The organism is Pseudomonas sp. KD5, from assembly GCF_012932895.1.
Classification (GTDB): domain Bacteria; phylum Pseudomonadota; class Gammaproteobacteria; order Pseudomonadales; family Pseudomonadaceae; genus Aquipseudomonas.
Genome location: NZ_JDWJ01000010.1, coordinates 176,761 through 202,708, shown reverse-complemented (window position 1 = coordinate 202,708; position 25,948 = coordinate 176,761). Strand labels below are relative to the sequence as shown.

General features: G+C 55.5%; 18 protein-coding genes. 12 read left to right on the top strand and 6 right to left on the bottom strand.

Annotated features, from left to right (window positions below):
- Positions 1-55 precede the first annotated feature (55 nt).
- Positions 56-955 carry a hypothetical protein gene (locus AF70_RS22240; RefSeq protein ID WP_019582432.1) on the top strand — a complete coding sequence of 300 codons (900 nt, stop codon included), beginning with the start codon at positions 56-58 and terminating at the stop codon, positions 953-955.
- A gap of 68 nt (positions 956-1,023) precedes the next feature.
- On the opposite strand, the gene AF70_RS22235 is transcribed toward AF70_RS22240, so the two are convergent.
- The 5 genes from AF70_RS22235 to AF70_RS22215 form a co-directional block, all read right to left on the bottom strand.
- Entirely contained in the window at positions 1,024-2,187 is a 1,164-nt protein-coding gene (locus AF70_RS22235; protein WP_019582431.1) for a type III PLP-dependent enzyme, read from the bottom strand.
- 495 nt (positions 2,188-2,682) lie between these two features.
- Positions 2,683-3,840, bottom strand: a complete 1,158-nt coding sequence (locus AF70_RS22230) for a betaine/proline/choline family ABC transporter ATP-binding protein (RefSeq protein WP_019582430.1) — start codon at positions 3,838-3,840, stop codon at positions 2,683-2,685.
- On the bottom strand, positions 3,837-4,490 hold the full coding sequence (locus tag AF70_RS22225; RefSeq protein WP_018929509.1) for an ABC transporter permease: 654 nt from the start codon (positions 4,488-4,490) through the stop codon (positions 3,837-3,839). The genes AF70_RS22230 and AF70_RS22225 overlap by 4 nt, the downstream gene beginning before the upstream one ends.
- A gap of 18 nt (positions 4,491-4,508) precedes the next feature.
- Positions 4,509-5,426 (bottom strand): glycine betaine ABC transporter substrate-binding protein, encoded by a 918-nt coding sequence (locus tag AF70_RS22220; RefSeq protein WP_032831029.1) that lies wholly within the window; start codon positions 5,424-5,426, stop codon positions 4,509-4,511.
- A gap of 18 nt (positions 5,427-5,444) precedes the next feature.
- The gene (locus AF70_RS22215) at positions 5,445-6,161 is read right to left on the bottom strand and encodes an ABC transporter permease (RefSeq protein WP_028939899.1); all 717 of its coding nucleotides are present in this window, start codon (positions 6,159-6,161) and stop codon (positions 5,445-5,447) included.
- Positions 6,162-6,521: 360 nt separating this feature from the next.
- Here AF70_RS22215 and AF70_RS22210 point away from each other — a divergent pair, with 360 nt between their 5' ends.
- From AF70_RS22210 to AF70_RS22160, 11 genes are all read left to right on the top strand, one after another.
- The gene (locus tag AF70_RS22210) at positions 6,522-8,105 is read left to right on the top strand and encodes a peptide chain release factor 3 (protein ID WP_028939898.1); all 1,584 of its coding nucleotides are present in this window, start codon (positions 6,522-6,524) and stop codon (positions 8,103-8,105) included.
- 293 nt (positions 8,106-8,398) lie between these two features.
- Entirely contained in the window at positions 8,399-8,632 is a 234-nt protein-coding gene (locus AF70_RS22205) for a hypothetical protein (RefSeq protein WP_028939897.1), read from the top strand.
- Positions 8,633-9,120: 488 nt separating this feature from the next.
- Positions 9,121-10,122: an ATP-binding cassette domain-containing protein gene (locus AF70_RS22200; RefSeq protein ID WP_231508968.1), complete on the top strand. Its 1,002-nt coding sequence runs from the start codon at positions 9,121-9,123 to the stop codon at positions 10,120-10,122.
- A complete protein-coding gene (locus AF70_RS22195; protein WP_028939895.1) occupies positions 10,119-10,910 on the top strand; it encodes an ABC-2 family transporter protein in 792 nt (263 codons plus the stop codon). Before AF70_RS22200 ends, AF70_RS22195 begins: the two co-directional genes overlap by 4 nt.
- On the top strand, positions 10,910-11,692 hold the full coding sequence (locus tag AF70_RS22190; protein WP_028939894.1) for an ABC transporter permease: 783 nt from the start codon (positions 10,910-10,912) through the stop codon (positions 11,690-11,692). The genes AF70_RS22195 and AF70_RS22190 overlap by 1 nt, the downstream gene beginning before the upstream one ends.
- Before the next feature lie 42 nt (positions 11,693-11,734).
- The gene (locus AF70_RS22185) at positions 11,735-17,851 is read left to right on the top strand and encodes a non-ribosomal peptide synthetase (RefSeq protein WP_028939893.1); all 6,117 of its coding nucleotides are present in this window, start codon (positions 11,735-11,737) and stop codon (positions 17,849-17,851) included.
- The gene (sbnA, locus tag AF70_RS22180; RefSeq protein WP_028939892.1) at positions 17,817-18,770 is read left to right on the top strand and encodes a 2,3-diaminopropionate biosynthesis protein SbnA; all 954 of its coding nucleotides are present in this window, start codon (positions 17,817-17,819) and stop codon (positions 18,768-18,770) included. The genes AF70_RS22185 and sbnA overlap by 35 nt, the downstream gene beginning before the upstream one ends.
- Positions 18,771-18,821: 51 nt before the next feature.
- The gene (locus tag AF70_RS22175; RefSeq protein ID WP_028939891.1) at positions 18,822-20,585 is read left to right on the top strand and encodes a non-ribosomal peptide synthetase; all 1,764 of its coding nucleotides are present in this window, start codon (positions 18,822-18,824) and stop codon (positions 20,583-20,585) included.
- A gap of 3 nt (positions 20,586-20,588) precedes the next feature.
- Positions 20,589-21,875, top strand: coding sequence for a condensation domain-containing protein (locus AF70_RS22170; RefSeq protein ID WP_028939890.1), 1,287 nt, complete (start codon positions 20,589-20,591; stop codon positions 21,873-21,875).
- Positions 21,876-21,899: 24 nt separating this feature from the next.
- The gene (gene sbnB, locus AF70_RS22165; protein WP_028939889.1) at positions 21,900-22,931 is read left to right on the top strand and encodes a 2,3-diaminopropionate biosynthesis protein SbnB; all 1,032 of its coding nucleotides are present in this window, start codon (positions 21,900-21,902) and stop codon (positions 22,929-22,931) included.
- 56 nt (positions 22,932-22,987) lie between these two features.
- A complete protein-coding gene (locus AF70_RS22160) occupies positions 22,988-25,249 on the top strand; it encodes a PhpK family radical SAM P-methyltransferase (RefSeq protein ID WP_050438301.1) in 2,262 nt (753 codons plus the stop codon).
- An 83-nt stretch (positions 25,250-25,332) separates the two neighbouring features.
- On the opposite strand, the gene AF70_RS22155 is transcribed toward AF70_RS22160, so the two are convergent.
- Positions 25,333-25,764: a DUF2087 domain-containing protein gene (locus AF70_RS22155; RefSeq protein WP_028939888.1), complete on the bottom strand. Its 432-nt coding sequence runs from the start codon at positions 25,762-25,764 to the stop codon at positions 25,333-25,335.
- Positions 25,765-25,948 lie beyond the last annotated feature (184 nt).

Genomic DNA, 25,948 nt, shown 5'->3' with positions numbered 1-25,948 from the left:
TGGCAAGCCGCGGCTTGCTGGCATCTTTATTTAATGTATTAAGGATTTTTTTTCGGTGCGCGATTATCTGTTGGAAGAGAGGAACTTTACCGCTCTCAAAGAGTACATAGATTTTTTAGACAATCTCCCGCCAGTGCTAAGGGAAATTCAAGGCTTTACCGAATCTTACAGTCGGCAGCATGCGATATTGACACCGCCCAATTCCAGGATGCTGATACAAACAGCCAAGGGGAATACGAATGCCTGGCAGGGCATTAGAATCGCGATACCGACGATGGGTGAGGTGAGTGGGAAGGCGGTACTCGATACTCGGACGTTTATTGAGGAGTTTCACAGCTTGAGCAAAACCTTCGTGGATCGTCGACTCAAGATCAATTCACTCGATATCAAAGGGTTCAGTCTGACCCGTTCCTCGGGGTGGGGGAATGCACCTCCCAAGGACGTGATTGACCTGATGCGTGAACTCTGGAATCGGCTGAATCAATGTGAAAGCGCAATCATGAGGTTTAGGAGTGCGGTCACAGCAATTGGTGAAACATTGCACAGCATTTTTGTTCGGTTTATCGAGTCCTTGACGTTGGCCTTGTGCAGTTGTGACGCTCCGATACCGAAAATCGAGGCGTATTACACGATTCGAAAGTTAGGGCTGCCAGGCATGCAATACGATCCTGAACTTGGACATTCTGAACAGGCGCGGCTAGAGCAAGCGCGCGACCACGTTACTCGATTGAAGAACATGCGTATCAGAGCTAACAGTGCCGTGGATAATCTCACTGACTTTTGCTATCGACTTCAATATTTTCTCGCCGACGCGCGATCCGAGTTACAGGCTAACCACCCTGCGCGGTCCCTTTCTCGTTCAGGGACGGGGCTGACAATGACTGACAGGTCGCTTGTGGAGGTCAAGGAGATGTCTGGACAGCTAATGAAGATGTCGCGCAAGCTCAACCAATAAAAAAAAGCCCATGACTCGTCATGGGCTTTTTAGTTGTCACGCTGGCAGGTTAAATCCTGCAAAGGCCTTTAAACGTAAAACGACTTCAGCGGCGGGAAGCCATTGAACTCAACGGCGCTGTAGCTGGTGGTGTACGCGCCGGTCGACAGCCAGTACAAACGATCACCGATCGCCAGGTTCAGCGGCAAACCGTACTTGTAGTTTTCGTACATGATGTCGGCGCTGTCGCAGGTCGGGCCGGCGATGACCACTTCTTCCATCTCGCCTTTCTTCTCGGTCCAGATCGGGAACTTGATGGCTTCGTCCATGGTTTCGATCAGGCCGGAGAACTTGCCCACATCCGTGTACACCCAACGCTCTACAGCGGTACGGGATTTACGCGCCACCAGTACCACTTCGCTGACCAGAATGCCGGCGTTGGCAATCAGCGAACGGCCCGGCTCCAGGATGATTTCCGGCAGGTCGTCGCCGAAGTCTTCCTTCAGGAAACGGATGATTTCTTCAGCGTAGGTTTCCAGGCTGTTGGTACGGGTGATGTAGTTGGCCGGGAAGCCGCCACCCATGTTGATCAGCTTCAGGTGGATGCCGTCTTCTTCTTTCAGACGTTCGAAGATCACTTTGACCTTGGCGATTGCCGCGTCCCAGACGCTGATGTCGCGCTGCTGCGAACCGACGTGGAACGAGATGCCGTATGGCACCAGGCCCAGGTCACGAGCGAGGATCAGCAGGTCCATGGCCATGTCGGTCTGGCAGCCGAACTTGCGCGACAAAGGCCAGTCGGCAGTGGTCGAGCCTTCAGTCAGGATACGCACGTAGACTTTCGAGCCCGGAGCGGCCTTGGCGATGTTGCGCAGGTCGGCTTCGGAGTCGGTGGCGTACAGGCGAACGCCTTTTTCGTAGAAGTAACGAATGTCTTTGGATTTCTTGATGGTGTTGCCGTAGCTGATCTGGTCGGCGCTGACGCCACGGCTCAGCACTTTGTCCAGCTCATAGATCGAGGCGATGTCGAAGCTCGAGCCTTTCTCTTTGAGCAGGTCGATGATTTCCACGGCCGGGTTGGCCTTGACCGCGTAGTAGACCTTGGCAAATTCGAAACCGGCACGCAGGTCGTCATAAGCCTGGGCGATCATCGCGGTGTCGATCACCACGAACGGGGTTTCTTGTTTGTCGGCGAAGGCCTTCATTTTCTGGAAGGTTTCGCGCGCGAAATAGTCTTCGACGTTGATCGACATGCTGGGAACTCCTACTGGCAAACTGAAATTATCAATGGGTGCAAATGAACGCCCTCCGTATCCCCACTTTGGTTCGCCTACTTCCCAAGGCATGTCGCCGAAAGCAAAAAGGCCATGGGAGGCGGTGCTTCCCTTGGCCTTGCTGTCTCGTCGTCAGTACTTGAGCCGGATGGATCGTTTCCAGCATGGACGTTCGGCGCGAACTTTAGGGCGTGAGGGGCTTGAGATCAACAAAAAATGTCGCGTTTTTGCACGCTTCCGTCGTGCGGTCCCTGACAGCTACTGATGTAACCGACCTGCGTGACAGTGTGATGTTCCCCGAATGAGGAGTTTTGGAGGGATTTGCATTGCCTTTGTGGCGAGGGGGCTTGCCCCCGTTCGGCTGCGTAGCAGTCGTAGAACCAAAGTACTCGGTATATCAGAACAATTATGTTCTCTGGTTTCAGGGCCGCTTCGCGGCCCAACGGGGGCAAGCCCCCTCGCCACAGGGTCAGATCAGGCGACAGCAGTCTCGGCCGGTGAAACAATGCTGGTCTTGCCCCCACGGGACTTGCCGGAGCTCAAATATTCCGCAATCGATTCCTGAGTCACTTCCCCCAGAAACACCCGCTCCGCATCCATTACCGGCAGCCACGAGCGGTTGAACTCGTACATGCGTGACAGCAGGATGCGCAAATGCTCGTCGTACGCCGCGGTGGCGTTGAACTCGCGCAGGTATTGCGCGCAGGTGCCTGTCTGGCGATGCAGGTCGCGACGGCGCACGTAGCCCAAGGCCTTGTTCTCGGCACAGGTCACCACTACGTAGCGCCGGTCCAGTTCGTCCATCAATTCCAAGGCTTCGGCCACCGGGGTTTCCGGGCTCACCGACGGCGCGTTGTCCGCCGCATCTTCAGCCTTCACCAGCAGCAAGCGTTTGAGCGTGCTGTCCTGGCCGACGAAGTTGCTGACAAAATCGTCCGCCGGATGCGCGAGCAAGGTGTCCGGGTGGTCGATCTGCAACAGCTTGCCGGCGCGGAAAATCGCGATTTTGTCACCGAGCTTGATGGCTTCGTCGATGTCATGGCTGACCATGATCACGGTCTTGTTCAGCGCCCGTTGCATTTCGAAGAACTCGTTCTGGATCATTTCGCGGTTGATCGGGTCGACCGCGCCGAACGGTTCGTCCATCAACAACAGCGGCGCATCCGCCGCTAGCGCTCGAATCACACCGATCCGCTGTTGTTGGCCGCCGGACAATTCACGGGGGTAGCGAGTCAGGTATTGCTTGGGTTCAAGCTTGATCATGCTCATCAACTCGCGGGCGCGGTCGTGGCATTTCTGTTTGTCCCAGCCGAGCAGGCGCGGAACGATGGTGATGTTTTCCTCGATGGTCATGTTCGGGAACAGACCGATCTGCTGGATCACATAACCGATGTTGCGGCGCAGGGTCACTTCGTCGAGGTCGGTGGTGTCTTCGCCGTTGATCAGGATCTTGCCCGAAGTCGGTTTGATCAACCGGTTGATCATTTTCAGCGTGGTGCTCTTGCCGCAGCCCGATGGCCCGAGGAACACGCAGATCTCGCCTTCATTGACGGTCAGACTCACCGAGTCCACGGCTTTCACATCTTTGCCGTTGCTTTGGAAGGTCTTGCTGAGGTTTTGAAGCTCGATCATTTCAAGAGTCCTTTTGGGGTCAGCGTGCGTTGCAGCCATTGCAGAAGCAGGTCGGCGAAGATGGCCAGGAGACTGACCAGCACCGCGCCGACGATCAGCATCGACATGTCGCTGCGGCTGATGGAAGCGAGGATGAGTACACCGAGGCCACCGGCGCCGATGGTGGCGGCGATGGTCATCACGCCGATGTTCATTACTACGGCGGTGCGGACACCGGCGAGGATCACCGGCACGGCAATCGGCAGTTCGACCATGCGCAGGCGCTGACCGAAGGTCATGCCGATACCCCGGGCGGCTTCGCGAATGCCGGGTTCCACGCCGGTCAGCGCCAGGTAGGTGTTACGCATGATCGGCAGCAGCGAATAGAGAAACACGGCGGTGATTGCCGGCATCGGGCCCAGGCCCTGGCCGAACCTGGAATAGAACGGCAACAGCAGGCCGAATAGCGCAATCGACGGCACGGTCAGCAAAACCGTGGCGCTGGCTTGCAACGGGCCGGCCAATGTCGGGAAGCGGGTCATCAAGATGCCCAGCGGCACGCCGACCAGAATCGCCAGCGTTACCGCGATGCCAACCAGGGTGATGTGCTGCCAAGTCAGGTGCAGCACTAGCGGCCAATCGAGATGGGAAAAGGCGTTGAGAAATTCCATGTCTTTTTCTCCTCTGCCTTATTGAACAGACAGCAGTGGATGCTGGCGCAGGAAATCGGCGGCAACGGATGAAGGGCTTTCGTGATCGACATCGACCCGTGCGTTGAGCTGGCGCATGGTGGTGTCGTCGAACAGTTCGGCCAGTGGCTTGAGCTCTTCGGCGAGTTTCGGGTGGGCATCGAGGTAGGCCTGGCGCACCACCGGCGCGGCGGTGTAATCGGGGAAGTAATGCTTGTCGTCGTCGAGCAACTTGAGTTTGAAGGCGTTCAAGCGACCGTCGGTGGTGTAGACCAGGCCGGCGAACACCTGGCCGTTGCGCAGGGCGGTGTAGACCAGCCCGGCATCCATCTGGCGAATGTTATTGCGGGTCAGGTTCATGCCATAGAGATCAACCATGCCGCCCAGACCGTCGGAACGGTTGGCGAATTCGGTGTCCAAAGCGACGAGGTGATTAGTCTTCGCCTCGGCTTGCAACACCTCGTTCAACTGGCTGATGGTGTTGATCTGCGGGTAAGCCTTCGCGGTTTTTTCCGGCAGGGCCAGGGCGTAGGTGTTGCTGAATTTCGACGGAGTCAGCCAGATCAGGCCTTTTTTCTCGTCGAGTTCTTTCACCCGGGCGTAGGACTGCGCGCTGTCGAGTTTTTCAGTGACATGGTTGTAAGCCACCAGCGAGACGCCGGTGTATTCCCAGAGCATGTCCAGTTGGCCGCTTTCGTGAGCACTGCGGGCCAGATTGCTGCCCAGGCCGCCGGTCACCTGGGTGTCGTAACCCTTGGTGCGCAGGTATTGGGAGGTGATTTCCGCGAGCAGGGTTTGTTCGGTGAACACCCGGGCGCCGATGCGGATCAGTGGTTTTTCAGTGGCTTGGGCGATTCCTGCGAACAGCAGAACGCAGCCTAGTAAAAAGCTACTGCCTTTTGTAAAAAGAGCTTTCATGAGAATTCCTTTGCAGGCTTAAGACGGGCGCAGGCCGCGTTCGAGCCAGAGGCGGCTGGCGAGTGTCACCAGACCGTCGAGCAGCAGGGCCAGCAGGGCGGTGCAGGCCGCGCCGAGCAGCAGTTGCGGCTGATTGTTCAGGGCGATACCGGGGAAAATCAGGCTGCCCAGACTGTTGGCGCCGATCAGGAACGCCAGCGGCGCGGTCCCGACGTTGATCGCCAGCGCCACGCGAACGCCACCGATGATGATTGGCACGGCATTCGGCAATTCGACCCGACACAGCACCTGAGTCGGGGTCATGCCGATGCCGACGGCGGCTTCCTTGAGCGAGCCCTGGACGTTTTTCAGTCCTTCATAGGTGTTGCGCACGATCGGCAACAGCGAAGCCAGGAACAGAGCGAAGATCGCCGGGCCGCTGCCGATGCCGAGGATGCCCAGGGCGATGGCCAGTACGGCGAGCGGCGGCACGGTGTTGCCGATGTTGAAGATCTGCATGAAGCGTTCGGCGCGTCCCACCAGGGGCGGGCGGCTTAAAACGATGCCAGCGGGGATGCCCACAACGAGGGCGGCCAGCATGGAAGCGAGGACAAGAATCAGATGAGCTTGCAGGTAAAACAGCAAATCGTCGCGGTACTGTTCGATGGTGTTGATGCCAATCCAGTGGACCAGCAGGGCCAGAAGGGCGACGACAACCGCACCTCCTATCAGCCCTTTGCCATAGCGGATAGCCACAGGCGGACTCCTTTTTTCAGTCGGCGAACGCAGTCCCGTGTGGCATGCCATTCCTGGCTGCCGGGAAAACAACGTTCGCGAGAAGCAGCTCTACATGCTGATAAAACCGCATGAAATCGAGCCATAAGCGCAGCCTCGTCAGGCTAACTTGCTGATTTTTCAGCCCCTGACGATGGGTCGTAACAGGGGAGTGGACGTCTCCAGCTTTTAAAAGGTTCCATAATCAGCAGCATTTAGCCACCAAGAAGGAGCTGCCCGCGCTGATGACGGCCATCGGCAGCTCCTGTGCGTGGTGGTCCGTAGATCACTTTTTAAGCTATACTCGCCGCCCTTTTTTGAATCACCGCCAGGCGATTTCCCATGACCAAACAGGCCGCCGAAGTCGCGAAACGCCGCACTTTCGCCATTATTTCCCACCCCGATGCCGGTAAGACCACCATCACCGAGAAGCTCTTGCTGATGGGCAAGGCGATTGCGGTTGCCGGCACGGTGAAATCTCGCAAGTCCGACCGCCATGCCACCTCCGACTGGATGGAAATGGAAAAACAACGGGGTATCTCCATTACCACGTCGGTCATGCAGTTCCCGTATCGCGAGCACATGATCAACCTGCTCGACACCCCGGGCCACGAAGACTTCTCCGAAGATACTTACCGCACCCTGACTGCGGTGGACTCGGCATTGATGGTCCTCGACGGCGGTAAGGGTGTAGAACCACGGACCATCGCCCTGATGGACGTCTGCCGTCTGCGTGACACGCCGATCGTCAGCTTCATCAACAAACTTGACCGTGACATCCGCGACCCGATCGAACTGCTCGACGAAATCGAAGCGGTCCTGAAGATCAAGGCCGCGCCGATCACCTGGCCGATCGGTTGCTACCGCGACTTCAAGGGTGTTTATCACCTCGCCGACGACTACATCATCGTCTACACCGCCGGCCACGGTCATGAGCGCACCGAAACCAAAATCATCGAGAAGCTCGATTCCGATGAAGCGCGCGCGCATTTGGGTGACGAGTACGAGCGTTTCATCGAGCAGCTGGAACTGGTGCAGGGCGCCTGCCACGAATTCAATCAACAGGAATTCCTCGACGGCCAACTGACCCCGGTGTTCTTCGGTACCGCGCTGGGCAACTTCGGTGTCGATCACGTGCTCGACGCTGTGGTCGACTGGGCGCCGCAACCGCTGGCCCGTGTCGCCAACGAGCGCACCGTCGAGCCGGTGGAAGAGAAGTTCAGTGGTTTCGTGTTCAAGATCCAGGCGAACATGGACCCCAAACACCGCGACCGCATTGCCTTCATGCGCATTTGCTCCGGCAAATACGAAAAAGGCATGAAGATGCGCCATGTGCGCACCGGCAAGGACGTGCGGATCGGCGACGCGCTGACCTTCTTCTCCTCCGAGCGTGAGCAACTGGAAGAAGCGTTCGCCGGCGATATCATCGGCCTGCACAACCACGGCACCATCCAGATCGGCGACACCTTCACCGAAGGCGAAGCCCTGGGTTTCACCGGCATCCCGCACTTCGCCCCGGAACTGTTCCGCCGCGTACGCCTGCGCGATCCACTGAAATCCAAGCAACTGCGCCAGGGCTTGCAGCAACTGGCCGAAGAAGGCGCCACCCAGGTGTTCTTCCCCGAGCGCAGCAACGACATCATTCTCGGCGCCGTCGGCGTGCTGCAGTTCGATGTGGTCGCCAGCCGCTTGAAAGAGGAATACAAGGTCGAGTGCTCCTACGAGCCGATCACCGTGTATTCCGCGCGCTGGATCGAGTCCGGCGACAAGAAGAAGCTTGAGGAATTCACCAACAAGGCCGTGGAAAACCTCGCCCTCGACGGCGGCGGTCACCTGACCTACCTGGCCCCGACCCGGGTCAACCTGGCGCTGATGGAAGAACGCTGGCCGGACGTGAAATTCCGTGCGACGCGTGAGCATCACTAAGCGCTGAGTTACAAACCCCAAAGCCCCGATGCGCGAGTCTCGGGGCTTTTTATTGGCCGGGCTGTGTGCTGCACCGAAGCGACTCGGTTGTCCGGGCGCAACAGGGTTCTTCCTTCCGGGCTCGGCGAGCCCGCATCACTTAGTTGATCTGGTTATAGGCATTATTCGAAACCAATCTCCCTTCTCACGGCATTTCCCGACCTTCGTTAGCGTCCTATCTGGAGAATCGCGCTAAATTTCTCTCTGCGCCATTCCGGCACCCATGCTTCACCCAAGAAAGGATGGAATCGGCTATGAGCATTATTCAACGCATTGTGTTGCTGCTGAAGGTTTTGGTGATGCTATCCCTCGGCACGTCAGCGGCGTGGGCGGAGTGCACGAATCATGATGAGCAGGCCTGGAGCGGGCAAGGCGTGCACAGCGAGCTGATGCTCGCCGCATCGGAGTCGGGTAGCTCGGAGGATGACGACTCTACCACCGACGACCCAGACACTGATAATCCGGATGATGGCGACAGTCAGACGTAAGGCGTAAAGAGTAAAGAGTAAAGAGTCTCCCTTCTTCCGCGCCTAAGGTTCAATCGAAGGAGGGGGACGACCACGTACTCAAATGAAAGGGCTTATGGCCCATCAGCACTGGCAAAATCCTTCGTTGCCAGAAATTCCTGTAAGCTTTTTTTCCTTGTATCGTAGTTCCAGTCCTCTTCTGTTTTTCTCGTTCTTTTTGCCCTCGACAATGAAAGCGCGTGCGACTAGTTTTAGGGGGTGAGTCGCAAATAATGAGAGCAGTCGTACATTGCGTATTGATGCGAATTAGACTTGCGAAACCTTCAAAATCACCTGGCAATAGCAATGAATAGCCAGTGGGGCGAATTGAAAAATTAAATGTGCAGTGGTGTTTCTTGACGGCATAGAGCGGTGCGTGATATCAAAGCGCACGTTGAGACGATATGCGCAATGGATAGCTCATTTTTTTCAGGGTCTGATAAGCAATGGATTGCATAAGTGTTAAGAGTTTGTCGAAGACTTACCGAATCAAAGAGCGCTCTGAGGGGGCTTTCGGTTGGCTGACAAATCTTGTTTCTCCCCGGTCTTCCGAGAAGACTGCCGTTGACGATGTTTCATTTACCGTCGGTCAAGGTGAAGTAGTAGGATTTCTTGGTCCCAATGGTGCGGGGAAAACAACTACCCTGAAAATGCTTTCGGGCTTGCTCTATCCGACGGCTGGACAAATATCGGTATTGGGCTATACGCCTCAACTGCGTAATAAAGAATTCCTCAAATCAATTTCGCTGATCATGGGGCAGCGTCAGCAATTGATTTGGGATCTGCCGGCAATGGAAACATTTCGGCTGAATCAGAAGATATTTGAAATCCCCGATGAGCAGTTCAAACAGGTCTATGGCTATCTGGATGAATTGTTGCAAGTCTCCAAGCTGGTCAAGGCACCAGTGCGTACGCTCTCCCTTGGCGAGAAGATGAAGTGCGAGCTGGTTGCCTCGTTGCTTCATGACCCGAAAGTTTTATTTCTGGATGAGCCAACTATCGGGCTTGATGTGGGGGTCCAGAAAATAGTCCGCTCCTTCATTAAAGACTACAGTCGCGAGAGAAATGTAAGCGTACTTCTGACGTCGCATTACATGCAGGACATCGAAGCGTTATGTGAGCGGGTCATTGTCGTGTCGGACGGCAGGGTTTCGTTTGACAATACCCTGGAGTCTTTGCGCAAACGTATGTCCAATCACCGCATTATCACGGTGGAACTGTCCGAAGCAGCCATGGCTTCGGCGCTCGGCAAATACGGGCTGGTCCGTTCCGGCGACGGCTTTGTGCATGAGCTCATGGTCCCGGCGTCGGACGTGGTTTCCGTCTGCTCGCGGGTGCTGGCGGAGCAGTCTGTGTTAGACATTTCCATCAGTGATCCGCCTATCGAAGAGGCCCTTCTGAAGCTGTTCATGGACTCACAGGCAGAAGCCGCTATGCGGGCTGAGGGTGCGTCCGGGAAGTGCGTCGCATGAGCCGGTTCGTAATGAAAGTCGCGGGCGTTGCCCGTACAGCCATTCGCCGTAAAGTTGCACATCGCGCGGAGCTGTTCGTACTGGTGCTGGCCTCGTTAGTACCGTTATTTATGATGATTATCTGGATGGGTATCGCGAAGGATGCCGCGCTGGATGGTTTTACTCCCGCCAAGTTTGCTGCTTACTTTGCACTTGTTTTCCTGGTCGGTGAAATAGTGTCAAGCACGGCGGCAGAAGAGGTCGAGAGTGATATTCACTCGGGTGATATCGGAAGCTTTCTTTTAAAACCATTCAATATTGGTCTCTACTACTTTTTGAGTGAGCTCGCTTCCGCGCTTGTCAGAGTGATTCCAATATTTTTCCTGGTGGCCGGGGTCTTCGTTTTTTCGGAGGCGGGTTCCTATTTGAATATGGCTTACCTGCTTCCTGCCTTACTGGGAGTTATCCTGGGTTTTGCAATCAACTATTTACTCTATTTCATTGGCGGGCTTGCGGCATTCTGGTCGGATCAGGCAAGTGCGTTCGATTTGGTGTTGACCTATATGCTGACTTTGTTTGGCGGAGTTCTGGCGCCGTTGTCACTTTATCCCGGGTGGATGCAATCGATTCTGGAGTGGTCACCGTTTCCCTATATTATTAACTTTCCTATTCGAATCATTATGGGTGAGCTGAATGCCGAACAATTAATGAGCGGGCTATTGTTTCAGATTGTTCTGGTGGCCGCTCTGTCCCTGTTGGCCCGTTTTATTTGGGCTGCGGGTATCAAGCGCTATTCGGTATTCGGCTAATGAAAACGGTAAGCGCTGTTAGAGCGCTCTTGTTAGCCAGGCTGAAAGCAAACTTGAAAGATCGCGTTCCGGTATTTGTAAGTCTGTTGAGTACAGCTCTTCTTGGTTTGTCTGTCTATGTAGTGGTCGAGATATTTTTTGGTAATGTCGACAAAATTGGCGGGTGGAACAAAGAACAGTCAATCGTACTGTACGGCGCGTTCATCTTGATTCGATCTTTTGTACAAATGGTTGTCTTGCCCAACTGTGAGGCCGCCTCACGGTTAATTATCAGTAAGTCCATCGATACCTATTTATCAAAGCCAATTGATATCCAAACCATTCTGGCCTTTGGGCAGTTGCGTCTTTGGCATGTTTTCGGCGTGCTGCTGGGATTGGGGTTGATGCTTGGCGGCAGTTATGCACAAGGACAACTGACTGCGAAGACGCTGGGGGCTTTCTGCATTTTCATAACGCTGGCCTGTGCGTTGGCCTATGCGGTCTGGTTCAGCATCGCGAGCCTGGCATTCTGGACGAAGAAAACCAGCAACGTTTCTCATCTGCTGTTCATGTTCCTGACTACCGGACGTTTTCCATCCGGTGCTTACCCGGAGTGGATTCAGGTGGTGATCATGACGGTGGTGCCTGTCTTTTTCATCATGGAAGTGCCCGCGCAATCCGCGATGGGGATGACCACGGGCGGTTCCTTGCTGGGGGCGTTGCTGGCGACTGTCGGATTCGCGCTGTTGTCTCGATTACTTTGGCATTTGGGGGTGAAGAAATACCTTCGGGAAGGATCCTGAAAGACACAAACACCGAAATTTAAACCATAAGACATGGATGATATGGAAAATTTTCTGGATTTATTCACCGATCAAGTTCGGCGGTTTCCCCACGCCACCGCAGCCTCCGATGGCCATGACCGCCTGAGCTATCGCGAACTTGATCAGATCTCTGACAGCTTTGCCCGCAAGCTCAATGCGGCCTCGGTGGCACGCGGCGATATCGTAGCCATTGGGCTGGAACGTGGGCTGGGGTTCCTGGTATCGATGATCGGCCTTTTCAAGGTCGGGGCTGCCTATCTGCCACTCGATCGCACACTTCCGCGGGACCGACGCGCTTACATGCTCGAGCAATGCGGTTGCAAGTGGTTGATCGCCGAGGATGACACGCAGACGCTGTTCGACGGCGTTGGTCTGTTGGTGATGCCGGAGCGGTTTGAGGGTATGACGGGCGGTACAACCTTTGAACGGTGCGCCCTGACAGACGATAGCCTCGCTTATGTCATCTTCACCTCGGGTTCGACCGGGATGCCCAAGGGCGCGATGGTCCATCATGGGGGCATGGTCAATCATCTGCTGGCCAAAGTTGATGATCTGGGGATGCACAAGGCGCCCAATGTCGCGCAAACGGCGCCACAGAGTTTCGATATTTCTGTATGGCAATTTCTCGCTCCGCTGATCTGCGCAGGGCGGACAGCTATCCTGACTCGATCAGAGTTTCTGGACCTGGATCGTCTGGGTGCGCGAATCGTGCAGGACGAGATTGATATCTTGCAGGTAGTGCCCAGCCATCTGTTGGCCATTCTCGATGCAATCATCGTGGACGCGGACAATGCACGTTTTGATCGGTTGACCTGCCTGGTCGCCACGGGCGAAGTGCTTCCGGTTTCCCTGGCTCGCCGATGGTTGTCGACCAAACCCCATGTTCCCTTGATCAACGCCTATGGCCCGACCGAGTGCAGTGACGATGTCACACATCAAATCATAACCGAGATGCCCTCAGCCGATCAGGCCATTCCCATTGGTCGCGCTGTTCGTGGGGTTAACCTGACCGTGCGCGATACCGATCTGGTGGAGCTGCCCGTCGGTGAAGTGGGGGAGCTTTACGTCGAAGGGGTTGCGGTGGGGCTGGGTTACATCGGTCGCCCGGACCTGACTCTCAAGGCATTTGTCACTGTCGACGGGCGGCGAGCATACAAAACCGGCGATCTGGTTAGTTGTGACAGTGAGGGTGTTTATCACTACCACGGTCGGACCGATGATCAAGTTAAGGTACGTGGTCACCGTATCGAGTTGAGTGAGGTCGAGTTCGGCATCCTGCGGCTTGTACAGATCAAACAGGCTGCGGTCGTACTCAACACGTCCAACACGCGCGCCTTTCTCACGGCGTTCATAGTGGAGCAGGAGGGCGCCGAGACTGACCTCGAAAGCCTGCGACTCCAACTGCGTGATCACTTACCGGAGCATATGATCCCGTCCGAGTTTCGTATTCAGTCGTCTCTGCCCGAGACACCCAACGGCAAGATTGACAAGAAAAAACTCACGGCCATCGCCAATGAAACGTCACTGTCTGCCGGTACGCCAGGCGCTGGCGCGGGGACAGCAAAGGGCGGTCAGGATTTTCTTGAGATGTGGCGTGATCTACTCCGCAATCCGGCTTTGCAACCCACGGATGATTTTTTCAGGCAGGGTGCCGATTCCATTCTCGCTTTGCAGTTTATTGCGCGGGCAAAGACCTTGGGGCATGCCTTCACTCTCGGGGATGTTTTTCGTAACCCGACCACGTTGGGACTGCTCAAGGTCTCCCGCACAAAAAGTGCCGTGGCAAATACGCAGAGCACCACAAGCGCAAAAGACCAGTCGCTGCCAGGACGTGAACCGCTGGCGGACGACTCGTTATCTTTTTTGCCGATGTCACCCGCTCAAAGGGGGATTTTTGTTCAGTCCCTACGCTCGCGGCATCGCAACACTTACATCCTTCAGTATTCGTTCCGCATGACGATGCCGGATGATGGTGTGGCGTTCGAAGCGGGTTGGCGCAAGGCGCATGAGCGCCACGAACTGTTGCGCAGTGCATTCATTCTCGACTCGTCAAGCCAGCCGGTCCGGGTAGTTGCCGAAAATGCTCCGTTGAGGTGGATGAGAACCGATCTTTCGCACCTGAACGACGGGCAGCAACGAACTTTTCTGGAAACGTTTCTTCACGAGGATAAGCAGGCGGGTTTCGTTCTGGAGCAGTCAGCACTCTATCGATTGCACCTGTTCCACCTGGGACGCTCCGATTATCAGTTCGTCTTGAGTGCACACCATCTGATTGTTGATGGCGCGTCGATCTTTCCACTGATGACCGAAGTTTTCGGAGGACGGCCTGCTCCGCACGATGTGTATTCAACCTACATCGCCGGCCAGGAAAAATTTCGCCTGGAGACGCCAGACCAATTGCTCTGGGCCGAGCTCCTCGAGCCTTTTGAGTTTCCAGTCTGTGTATCCGACAGTTCGGGTGAGCCCACCCTGTCTTCGGTGCAGCATGCGTGTCTGCAGAAGCGCCTTCCCGCTGACCTCGAACAAGCTATCGGGGGTATTTGCGTTCGCGCCGGGATCACGATCTCCGCTGTCGCGGCCACGGCCTGGGCCATGGCGCTGAATGCCGTATGCGGTGGGCAACATCAGTTGTTCGGCATGATCGTATCGGGGAGGGCGGAGACAGGCGTCGGGCTGGATGATTTCGGCATGTATGCCAATACGCTGCCGATTCCCGTTGCGCTATATCCGTCTGAGCGACCTGATGTCAGCCTGCAGGAAGTCAGCCGACGCATTGCCGAGTTGTTGCGATTCGAATCGGTATCGATGAATGAGGCGCTTGTCAGCACCCGTTCGCGTTTTGCCAACGAGGCTTTTGATACGGTTCTGAACGTCGAGACACTCGCGGATTGGGCTTCGCTTGAAAGCGCCGGTAACAGCGTTGAGCTCACTCACGTGACGGACCTCACCGAGTTTCCGTTTGCCGTCGAGGTACTCAGCAGTAGCGATGCTATCACCGTGGATTTCATCTGGGATCCTGAGCGCGTCTCCCAAGAGCGAGCAGCCGGGTTGTCCGAGCAGTTCCTGAGCGCGCTGGCCTACATCTGCGATGCCAATGGCCCGCTGCAAGCGTGGCAAAGCTGGAACGGTGTGCCGACGGGCGTGAGCGGAACAGACATTACGAAAAATCCGCCAGTGTTGCCTTCGATGCATTCATCCTTTGACACCGTTGTTCTTGCTGTCGCGCGCGAGATCTTGGGTGATGACACGTTGGCGCTGCACCATAACTTCTTTTCCTCGGGTGGGGATTCGATCAGCGCGCTTCAATTGATCGCGCGCCTGAGACGGGACGCCATGGAGATTGACCTTGATCGCATCTTTGCCAGTCGATCAATCTCTGAAATTGCCCTCGCTGTGCGGTATCTGGACAGCACCGTCTGCGGAAAAAGCTATCCGCCAATCGGCCCGACTTCTCTGGTGCCTGTGCAGCGATGGTTCGCGCAACAGTCACTGGTGAATGCGGACCATTGGTGCCTGGGGACGGCCATCGAGATCCACCGGCCTGTCCCGGCGGATGCCCTGGTCCTGGCGACTAAAAAAATACTCGAGCACTATCCGGTACTGAGTGCACAGTTCAAAGTCGGCGCCGAAGGCTATTCCCAGACCATTCCTGCTCGGCCTGTCGATGGGCAGATGAGCTGCAGGATCGTGCAGTTGAACGGTCCGATCGATCAAGCACTGGATGACATCCGGGACATGCTGAGCGGCTTCCAGGAAAGCCTGGATCTGGCCGGGGGCAATCTGTTTCGCGTGGTGCTCTTCCGTACCCCGGATACCGACGCCGATCTCTTGGTGATGCTGGCCCACCACCTCGTGGTGGATGCTGTGTCCCTGCGTGTTCTGGTCGAGGATTTTCTGCGCTTGTGTGCAGGTACCACCATTGCTGCGGAAGTCACACCGTTTCGCAGTTGGGCACAGCAGCTTACGAGCGATGGGCACGCCTTCAAGAGCGATGTTCTATCGCAGACGGCTTACTGGTCAAAGGTGGTCGACAGGATTCCCGCATCGGTGCCTTTTGGCCCGGACAGGCAACCGTCAAGGCGCGCCAGAATAGTCTCCAGGGGGTTGAGTGTTGCCCAGACCACCGCGTTGGTGCGTGATGTACCGGCGGCCTATAACACTCGCATCAACGACATCCTGATTTCAGCGCTGGTACGGGCTTTTTCTGGCTGGCGGGGGAAAAACGAGATCGCCATCAACCTCGAAGGGCATGGGCGTGAGAACGTCCTGGATGGCGTTGATATATCCCGTACGGTGGGTTGGTTTACTTCAGTATTCCCTGTCTGTCTTCAGGATCCTCAGGGTGGCTTGGCCAATTTGATCCAGCAGACAAAGCGTACGCTGGCGGATATCCCGCAACGGGGTATTGGCTATGGATTGCTGCGTTATCTGTTCAATGTGTCCGCGGTTATTCCGGACGCCGAACCGATGGTGCAGTTCAACTATCTGGGGCAATGGGACAACGTGTCATTTGATGACCCGGATGTGTCGATGCCATCTGCCCAGATCCTGAGTCTTGTCGACCAGGTGTCGGTTGATCCGCGTAATGGACGTCAGCACGCGCTTGAAATTGAAGCGCGCATTGCCCAAGGACGTTTCGAGATCGACTGGTACTTCGACGACGCCATCCTGTCTTCACGGGAGGCGGAGGATATTGCGACACGCTACTGCGCAGCACTGGGCGAGATCATTGCTCACTGTTCCTGCGCAACCCTGGTGCGCGTGCCATCCGACTACCCGGACGCCGATCTGACCGACGATGAGCTGCGGGCTCTGATCAACAAGGCGGGAGCCGTACCCGCGGATATCTACCCTTTGTCCCCGACACAAAAGGGAATCCTGTTTCAGCACTTGATGAGCGATGACGATACTTACATCCTGCAATATGTCCTGGACATCAATGGCGAGATCGACATCAGTGTGCTGGAGGACGCATGGCGTTTGATGGCTGAACGTCACCCTGTCCTGCGTAGCGGATTCTACTGGGACGCGGTGGCCGGGCCGGTGCAGTATGTTTCGCAAGAGCAACGATGCACCTGGTCGGTCGTGGCGGGCGGTGATGATCCGATGTTGTTCGAGCGCGTGATGGAAAACGACCGCTCCCACGGATTCGATCTTGAAACACCTGCGCTGACACGCTTCACGTTGCTGTCCCATGGCCCGCATGTACACAAGCTGATCTGGACGTACCATCACATTCTGCTGGATGGCTGGTGCGTGGCCAGAGTCATCAGAGAACTCTTTGACCTCTATGATCATCTGATCCGCGGAGATCAGCCAGCCCCGGCATTCGGCCGGGTCTATCGCGACTACATCGAGTGGCTGGCTCATCAGGAGGCGCGAGAAAACCGTCCGTTCTGGGGCAACTATCTGTCGGGCATCAGCCCCTGTGTCTTCACCAGCCCGGTTGCTTACGAGCCCGTCTCACACGCAGATCATAGTGTCTATCGCTTTACGCTGGGTCATGACCTGTCGCGCTCCATCGAGAAGTTCTGTGTGGACCATGGCGTGACCGTTGCCGTTGTCTTTCAACGCATGTGGGCTCAGATCCTTGCGCAAAACACAGGCAACGACACACCTGTTTTCGGCTGGGCAATATCGGGAAGGCCTGCCGACCTTGATGGAGCTGAAGACATCATTGGTCTGATGACTTCAATCGTGCCTTGCAAGGTTGACGTGGCTGGCGCATCGACTGTGTCGGGCGTTCGGGAGTTACAGCGTCGCAACGCAGTTCTTCAGGACGAAGGACATGTCTCCATGAGCCATTTCAAGAGTGTCTCGGGATTAGGTCAGGAAGAGGAGCTTTTCAACACCGTTCTGGTGATCGAGAACTTCGAACTTCAGGACAACCTGCCGGCCGGCGATCGCTACCGTCTCAGCAATCTGCAATGGATCGAGCGTTCGGAGTTTCCTCTGGTTCTCGGTCTGGTTCCGGCAGAAGATTTTTTGATCGAACTCAACTTTAACCGCGAAAAGTTCTGCATAGCGCAAATGGCCGATCTTCAAGAAAGGATTGTTCTTGAACTGGCTCAACTGTCCTCTCTTGGAAATGGAAACCTTGAGCATGATGCAAGTTTACAGTGCGAATCAATTTCATAAGCTGGATAACTTTATTGGTGATGTGCCGGTATACCTGAAGATCGAAGGATTGAATCCTGCCGGCTCCATAAAGCTCAAGACAGCCATCTCGTTGATCGATGAAAGTGAAAGGTTGGGGCATCTTTCTCCCGGGCGTAAAGTCATCGAGTCCAGCTCGGGGAACCTAGGTGTTGCGCTGTCGATAATCTGTGCGCAACGAGGCTATCCGTTCACCTGCGTAACTGACCCTAATGTCAATCAGGTCAGCATCAACCTGATGAAAGCGTATGGCGCGGAGGTGATTGTCTGTGACACCCGTGACGGCAATGGTGGTTTCCTCGGGGCGCGTATTGCTTTGATTCAGGAAATGATTCGTAAGGACCCGAGATATTTCTGGACCAACCAGTATGCGAATCCGGCCAACCCCCTGGCGCATTACAACCGCACCGCGCCCGAAATACTTCAGCAGCACCCGAACTGCAAATGGCTGTTTGTCGGTGCTGGTACGACCGGAACCCTCATAGGTTGTGCGCGTTATCTGCGAGACAAGGCTCCAGGCGTGAAACTGATCGCCGTCGATACCGTTGGCTCGATCAACTTTCAGGAAGTGGCAAAGAAACGGCTGATTCCTGGTCTGGGGACGAGCCGGCGCCCCGAGATTCTCGACCGTGACTTGATCGAGCATATTGAGTTTATCGACGAAGTCGAGACGATCCGCATGTGCCGCAGCATTGCGCTGGACTATGGCCTGCTTGTCGGTGGCTCCACGGGGACCGTGCTGGCCGCAGTAAAACGCTTGCGAAATCAAATTCCAGCGGGTGACGAAGTGGTCGTGATCAGCCCCGATATGGGGGAGCGCTATCTCGAGACGATCTATTCGGACAAATGGTGTGATGCCAACTTTGGCAGCCAGTTGTACCAGCACGCTCTGGTTGGCTGATGTGTATTGGCTGTGCCAGACGCTCTTCTCTTTGATTGGAAGGAACCTATCTTGTCAGAACTTCTATTCCCTCCCGACAGTACTACCGAGACGCAGGTCTTTCTCGATCTGTGGCGCCAATCCAGTCATGACTACAGGAATGCACCTGCGATAGACAGTGGCGGAATCCTTTATAGCTATGTGGACATTGACGCGCAAAGCAACCAGGTTGCGGCTTACCTGGTTCAAAACGGCATCGGTGCCGGCGCAATTGTTGCTGTGGGCTGTCCGCGGGGCAAAGACCTTCTCGTTGCCATGCTGGGGGTCATGAAGAGTGGTGCGACCTTTTTCCTGTTTGAGCTGGATGCCGCCCCCGCTCGGCTGTCTGTGCAGTTTGAAATGGCCAGGCCAGTCCGGGTTCTGGTATCGGACGCAGATGCTTTGACGGCTAACGCCGTGTTCGCCGGTGTGGATGTGGTCACGCTTGGCAAGGTTCTGGGATCTGCGCAACCTTTGCACTTCTCAGCGCCCGGAGTATCCCCTGACGATCTTGCCTATATCATCTTTACCTCCGGCTCGACCGGGCAACCCAAAGGGGTTCTGGTGCCCCACCGGGGCATTCCGAATCTGGCGCGTCATGCGCTGACCTACGGAATCTCGAAAGGCAGTCGGGTACTGATGTTTTCCCCAGTCTGCTTTGACGCGATTATCGCCGAAATCGCGATGACGCTGTTTGCGGGCGGTTGCCTGGTGGCTGTGGCGGATCATGAACTTCGGGATTTTGACAGTCTTCAGAACCTGCTGTGCCACCGTCAAATTGACGTAGTCACACTGCCTCCTTCATTGGTGTCGCTGTTGCCGATCGATCTTCCAATCAGCCTGTCGACGTTGGTGGTTGCGGGTGAACGATGCAGCAAGGAAGTGATTGCCAACTGGGCAAGCAAAACCCGGTTGCTCAATGCTTACGGCCCTTCCGAGGCAACGGTCGCGACAACCGTGAAATTGTGTTGCGCCGAGACCTCGCCGGCCAATATTGGTCGGGCACTCTCCAATGTGACAGTGCATATCCTGAACGAGCAGATGGAGGAAGCTGGCGACGGGGAAGTGGGTGAAATCTATATTTCGGGGGGGAGTGTTGCTCGCGGCTATCTGGGGCTTGCGGACTTGAGCGAAGCTCGTTTTGTCGGGGGGCTGGAGGGTGTGCCCGGGCGTGCTTTTCGAACGGGTGATTTCGCCAGGCGCAATGCCGATGGAGACATCCTGTTCGAAGGACGCAAGGACGACCTGGTCAAGATAAACGGTAACCGGGTCGAGCTTGCCGAAATTGAAGCTTGTGCCATGGCTTCATCGCTTGTTCAAAGTTGCCATGCCTGCAGCGCCGACGCTGGTGCATCGGGGGTGAGAATCGCGCTTTTTGTCGTGCCTTCAATCGAGACAGAGGCCGTCGCGATTGAATCTGCCCTGAGAGAAAAGATCGCCCGTGACCTTCCCAATTACTTCATGCCTGCCCGCATCCTTGTGCTTGATGAGCTGCCTCGAAATCCGGCGGGCAAGATCGATAGAACCGCGCTGGTGGCCCAATTGGATGCCCGGCAGGAAAGTACCGCACCTGCGGGCGCAATGACCCGCCAGGAGGAAACACTGGCGCTGATCTGGGCGCAGATTCTGGGCCGACCGGTTGAAGACCGTGAAGCGAATTTTTTTGCACTCGGCGGGAATTCCCTTTTGGCGATGCGGCTTGTCGCGCTCATGAAGCGCCACAACATCCAGATTCCTCTGAAACGTGTGTTTGGTGCGCCTACCTTGTCGCAAATGGCTTGTCTGATAGGGGAATGAAAGATGGCGGGCAAAGGACTGAACCCATATCAACAATATTACTGGAACGCGTCGAGCGCTTACGATCTCCCCGAGACCGCTTGCGTGAGCATTGGCTTTGTCCTTGAGGGGGCGGTAAACATCCCCTTGTTCAGTCGTGCGGTTGATGCAGTGGTCAATCGTCACGAGCAGCTAAGGTCGAATTTCCGGGAAACTGCGGAGGGCGTGCGACGCTTTCCTCGAGCCGCTGCACGCGATGTACTACAGGTGGGGAGCGAACCGTTCGAGATGTCTCGGCTTGATGCGAGCATTGAGGCGTTGTGCCAGGTTCCGCTTGATCTGAAAGTCGATATACCCTTCAGGGCTTACTTGAATCCCATTGATCATGAGCGATATCTGCTGGCACTGATTATTCACCACATCGTGGTCGACTCATGGTCGTTGGAAGTGATCCTGGATGACCTGGCGACTGCCTACAATCGAGCGATGTCCGGAGCCGGGGAACCGTTGCTTTCTCCCCTGACCTTCGACTACGAAATCCTTGCACAGCCTTTGGAGCCAGATGAGCGTCAAAGACAAGCGCAGTTCTGGCGGGACTACCTGAAGGGCGCAAAAATCCCGGCCATTCCAGGCTTGGGCGTCGGGGAGAGCGCACAAGCGAAATCGACATTCGATGTGATCACTCCCCCGCAAGAGGTTCACAAGGCGATCAATCAGCTTTGCAATGCATTGGATGTAACGCCCTTTGTGGTTTACACCGCTGCTGCGTCTATCGCACTGGCCCGGTTTTGCGCCTCGGATGACCTGTTGATCCAGACCAATGTGACGCCACGCTGGATGGAAGGCACACAAACAGTCGTTTCGTATTTGTCTGCACGGATTCCACTGCGGGTACATATCGACTCAACGCTGGCGCTGCAGACTCATATCTTGAATGTGGCGGACTCCCTCTACGAGACCTTTGAGAACGTCAGTCTGTCCATCGGCGAAATGATGGCCGAGTCCGAGATCAAGCAAAGCTTACCCATCCATATCGGCGCTGAAAGTCCATTTGAAAGCTGGCATCTGGAAAACGTTGCCGTGTCCCAGGTCCAGTTACCGGACTATCAGCCCTGGCCCCTGTTCTTGTGGGTTCCTGTCTCAAGTGAACATTCGTTTGTCAAGTTGCAGTATCAGGCCGACAGGATTTCCGCTGAAGACATGCTGACGCTGAAGCATCTGCTGAACGAAACGTTAGAGCGATTCAGGCTCCTGAGTGAGGGGGAAAGCTCCAGTGAACCCGACGCTTTCAGCCACGCCACTATTAAATAAGTCTCTCCATGGAAGGTTCGTAGAATGTCATCCCATCCCTTGACCATTGTTTCCGGTTCTCAAATTGCCACGTTAATGCCTTCGTTGCGCAGGGATATCCTGAAGCTGGTTGAAACGACCTATCTGCAACACGATGCCGGTCTGACCAACAATCCCGACAGCTATTTTCTGCGATTTGCCGATCGTCAGTCGGATCGGATCATTGCCCTGCCGGCAGCCATTTCCAACGACTCACCCATTTCTGGCATCAAGTGGATCGCCAGTTATCCAAAGAACATTGAGCGCAATCTGCAGCGGGCTTCCGCTGTGCTGTTGTTGAATGATTACGAAACGGGGTATCCGGTAGCGTGCCTGGAAGCCTCGCAAATCAGTGCAGCCCGGACCGCGGCTTCTGCGGTCGTCGCGGCCAGGGCTCTGACGGCTGATCCCAAGGCGCCTGTAAAGATCACATTTGTGGGGGCGGGCGTTATTTCGCGGGCGATCTTCGACTTCTTCAAGGCTGACGGCTGGACGTTCGAGCAGATCACCGTGTGCGATCTTGATGCAGGGTCGGCCAATGAGCTTTGTCGCCATGTTCAGGCGGATGGTTGCCAGAACGTCCGGTTTGTCGAAGATGTGAAATCCGCAATCAACTCGGCCGAAATTGTTGTTTTCGCCACCAATGCGGGTGAACCCTATGTTTCGGGCGGCGATGTCTTTGCGCCGGGGCAGATCATTCTGAATGTCTCGCTGCGTGATATCAGTCCCGACATTATCTGGCAGGCCTTCAACATATTTGACGATGTTGAACACTGCATGAAAGCCAATACATCACCTCATCTGGCCGAGCAGAAGTACGGTGATCGTTCGTTTGTAAATGGAACACTCGCCAGCGTTCTGACCCATCCGGAACAGATCGATCGTTCGCGCCCATTGATTTTTTCACCTTTCGGGCTGGGTGTTCTGGATCTCGTGGTGGGCAAGTTGTTCGTCGAAAGGTGTCTGGAAACGGGGGGCTATACCAACATCCCAGACTTCATTCCCGATACGCGGCGTTGGGTGGCTTCCAACGGCTGAGTAATCACTCGCAGGGTCAGCGAGCCTTCGTCATTCATTTCAGGGAGGAGTGACCGGTGCAAAATAAAAAGTGCATGATCATCGGCTTCAACGATTTCTCGTTTGAAGATTACTGTCAGATGCTTGATCAACTTGGGCCGCAAGCTGCGGCAAAGCGCGATTTACGTTTGGCGTTTGTGAATTACGAAGGCTCACGCTGCCATGCTTTGGGCGTCCTTAACAAGACCCGCAAGATGGAAGGCCTGACAGACTTGAACCTTAACAACGCCGATTTTCTTTGGCCCGTTGTGATGGTGTTAGGCTCCTATCTCGAAAAGCACGGTATTGCCTTTGACTACGTGAATCTTTTTCAGAGCGAAAAAGAAGTCCTGGCGCAAAAGTTGGCTTCCGGTGTCATCAATACCGTGGTCATCACGACGACCCTTTATGTCATGCCGCACCCTGTGCAGGAAATCGTCGACTTTGTGAGAGCACATGCACCCGATGTGCAGATCATCATCGGCGGGCCTTATATCAGTGGTCTTTTCAAGGCCCATGAGCGCGACATGCTGGGTGACTATCTCAGTGTCCTTGGCGGCGATATTTACATCAACAGCAATGAAGGTGAGGACACGCTTCGGCAAGTGCTTGAGGCGATCAACGCTAACCGCTCGGTGACTGGACTAAGTCGCACGGCGGTACTGGACGGCGAGGACTGGGTGTTCGGTACGGATGAGCCGGAATACAACGAACTGAAAGAAAACTTCGTCAACTACACGCTATTCCAGCCTCGCGGTATCGGGCGTTTTCTGTCAACGCGTACGGCCAAGTCCTGCCCTTACTCCTGCGCTTTCTGCGGATTTCCTCAGCGGGCCGGTAAATACCGCTATCTGTCCACCAGCGATGTAGAACGTGAACTTGACGCGATCAAGGCAATCGGCACCGTCGATACGCTGACTTTCCTGGATGACACATTCAATGTGCCCAAGCAGCGGTTCCGGGAAATCATGCAGATGATGATCGACAACAAATACAACTTTAAATGGAATTCGTTTTACCGCTCTGATCAGGGTGATCCGGAGACCATTGAGCTCATGGCCCGGGCAGGGTGCGAAGGGGTGTTTCTCGGAATCGAGTCAGCCTCCGACAAGATGCTCGCGCTGATGCGCAAGACGTCTCGCAGAAAGAACTATGAGCAGGCCATCACTTCATTCAGGTCTGTGGGCATAGCGACTCACGCGTCCTTCATTATCGGGTTTCCAGGGGAAACCTTTGAGACGGTGCAGGAGAGCCTGGATTTCATTGAGGTATTTGCGCCGGACACCTTCCGTGCTCAGGTGTGGTACTGCGATCCCCTGACACCTATCTGGAATGATCGGGAAAAGTACGGGATCACAGGGTCGGGTTTTGACTGGTCTCACGATACGATGAACAGCGAGTTGGCTGCCTCCATCACCGAACGGTTCTTCCTCACGGCTGAAAAGTCGACATGGCTACCGCAATTCGGTTTTGAGCAGTGGAGTCTGTTTTATCTGCGACGACTGGGGATGGAACAGGGCAACATTCTCGGTTATCTGGATGGCTTCAATGCTGCGGTGAAACATCAACTGTTGCATGGGGACGAGGCGGCTCTGCCCCATTCGATCAGAGACCGTTTCAATTTCAGTGCCGCACTGCCGACGCAGAGCCCGCCGGTCGCAATGCCCAATCTATCTGTGGAGTCGGCCGCGCACTTCAAGGTTGCCGAGGTGAGTCTGCGGGCCGCCGCTGCATGGCTGGACTCTGATAATAGTGGCCCTATGTCTGTGCAGACAGGCGAACAGACCCAGACACCTCTGAAACCAGCCGTGAGTATCGTCAGCAGCCCTCATCAGGAAAATGCCTGGATCGTGCCGTTTCTGAAGCATGCGTCAAAGGTTCTGGGCGGCGGACGTTTTCTTTTGCAGTACGTTGCCAAAGAAGGAGCGAAGCTGATTGCGATTGACGATATGGCGGGATGCAGCGACGAAGCTCTTTATGAGAGGACAGTGACCTCGCTTGCTCAATCGCCATTGCTCGACAGTTACGAAAACTATCTGCTCTCACGCAATTCGCGGCTTTGTGCCGCGGGCATCGAAATGCGTCAGCCTGTCCTCAGGGTTTTCGCCCGTGAGGTGCCTGATATCCATTACTCGGACACCGGTCTTTATATGCATCTGGTGCTGGCAAGCTCCGAACATGGGGGGGCAAGCTCCCGGGTGCTTACCAATTTCATCCGGTGGACCGCGGATCTCTCTGTGGACAGTGCCGGGAGAAAACGGCAGGGCGCTGAACAGGCAGTGTTCATCAGAGTGCAATAGGGCGCGAGCACAAACGCTTCCTTTCCTGGGAGGAGTGCCCATTTCACTCGGGCATTCCCCCGTTCCGTTGAAAAAATGTCAGGTCAGCCAAGCAGCGCTGCTTTCTTTCGCTCTTCGCGGTCGCGGGCAGCCAGCAGCAGTTGTTCGGCAATACGGGCTTCAATGCGTTCTTCGATGAGCCGAATGAACAAGGCACTGTCTGCCAGGGCTGGTTCGAGTTGGTAACCACGACCGTCCGGGTCTCGCACCCAGTAGCGGGCGTCGATCAAAGTGCGTCGCAGCTCGACGACATCACTACGCAGCATCGGCGCGAACTGTGTTCTCCAATGATCCAGCGCTGCGGTCGCTTCACGTTCGTCGTAACGTTTGCCAGGTGTCAGAGCGGTGCTGACGTAAAGCAGCATGACGGCAAGCTCCTGACGGTTGAGTCGCCCCAGGGTCAGGCCGTTTTTCTTGCTCAAACGCGTCAGCGTCTCGACATACTGATCGAAATCGGTTGGAAGTTCCTTGTCCAATGTCTTGCTCCTCTGGTCTGAATGTTCACGCAGCTTATCGTGATGACATGCGGCGAGATTGCACCGGTATGGCCGGTGTTGGTTTGATGCTGTCAGCGCTCCGTTGTCTTACGGTAATAGAAAACGATGTACTGATAAAAGTAACCCCTCCACTCGACTGATGCGCAATCGAGGTAGAGGGATT